Raw genomic sequence first — 1,229 nt, 5'->3', positions numbered from 1 at the left:
CACGTGGGCCGGGCCCGGCGGCTGGCCCGCGACCCGGAGGCCCGGCAGCGGCGTGACGCGGTGCTCGCCGTACCGCGTCGGCTGACCGGCGTGGGCGCGGCGTTCGACGCGGCCTCGGCGCTCATCGAGGCCGCCGAGGCGGAGGCCGCCGCGTCCGTCGCGGAGATCGACGAGGCGGAGCGTACGGCGTTGCAGACCGCGCTCGGCGCGGGCGGCACCGGCCGGGGCGCGGCCGGCGCCATGCGCGGCGCGGCCGGTCAGCTCAAGGATCTGGAGAAGCGGCAGAAGTCGCGTGCCACCCGCGCCCAGCGGGACGCGCTCGACCGGGCCCTGGTCGACCTGGCCGGGTTCTACCGGGACGCGCTCATCATGGCGCTGCGGGCGCCGGTCGCCCCGGTGCACACCGACACCGCGTCGCTCGCCTCGGCGGGCGCGCAGAAGTGGGACGCCGAGGGCTCGCTGCGCCGCTTGGAGGCGGTGCTGGAGTGCCGCGCGGCGATCGAGGCCAACGTCAAGCCGCGGATCGCGGTGGAGGCGATGATGCTGGCCCTCTGGCGCGGCTGAGCCGGCCCCTTCCGCACTGTCCACAGGGCATCGACACGCGCGATTGGCGTGCGGTACGGTCCGGTGATGCCGCGGTGACCGAGGCGGCACGCTCAGTGAAGGCCGGACCGGCCGGGAGGAGTCCGCCGATGCCGCGGGGCGAGATCGACGAGGCCTGGATCGAGGAGGCGGTGCGGCGCTACCGCCGGATCGAGAACCTGCAGGCCGAGTTCGACCAGGCGGTCGCGACGGTCGAGGTCACCGTCCGCTCACCCGACGGGCTCGTCGAGGTGGTGGTGACCGCCGGCGGGCGCATCACCGACGTGCGTTTCCTCGGCCCGCTGCACCACCGCAGCCCGCGCGACGTCGCCGGTTCGGTGCAGGCCGCCGTCACCGCCGCCGCCGACGCGGCGCAGTGGGCGCGGGAGAAGCTGCACAACGAGACGTTCGCGGCCTACCGGCCGCTGGCGGGGGCCTGACATGGAGACGCTGCGTGCCCTGGCCGCCCGTCTCGACGAGGCGGGCGCGACCCTCGCCACCCTCTCCCGCACGGTGACCGCCACCGACCCGCCGCATCCCGCGTTCGGCGCGCACGCCACCGGCCGCCCCGGCGAGGTGGGCCGCGCACTGCACCGCCAGTGGACCCTTGCCACAGCCGACCGGGCGCGCGAGGCGCAGGCCGCCGC

General features: G+C 76.8%; 2 protein-coding genes and 1 pseudogene. All 3 read left to right on the top strand.

Translation table 11 applies throughout. The features are described 5' to 3' along the window. Positions 1–564: pseudogene (locus AC2CHG_RS31430) on the top strand (DNA polymerase III subunit delta'); the annotation flags it as partial. A 128-nt stretch (positions 565–692) separates the two neighbouring features. Continuing rightward, positions 693–1,022, top strand: a complete 330-nt coding sequence (locus AC2CHG_RS31425; protein ID WP_013473591.1) for a YbaB/EbfC family nucleoid-associated protein — start codon at positions 693–695, stop codon at positions 1,020–1,022. 1 nt (position 1,023) lies between these two features. Beyond that, a partial coding sequence (locus AC2CHG_RS31420; RefSeq protein ID WP_484526210.1) for a hypothetical protein occupies positions 1,024–1,229 on the top strand: 206 nt, incomplete at its 3' end.

The organism is Micromonospora sp. ATLC20, assembly GCF_057196585.1.
The sequence above is the reverse complement of the archived record's forward strand: the minus strand, read 5'-3'. Positions and strand labels throughout refer to the sequence as shown.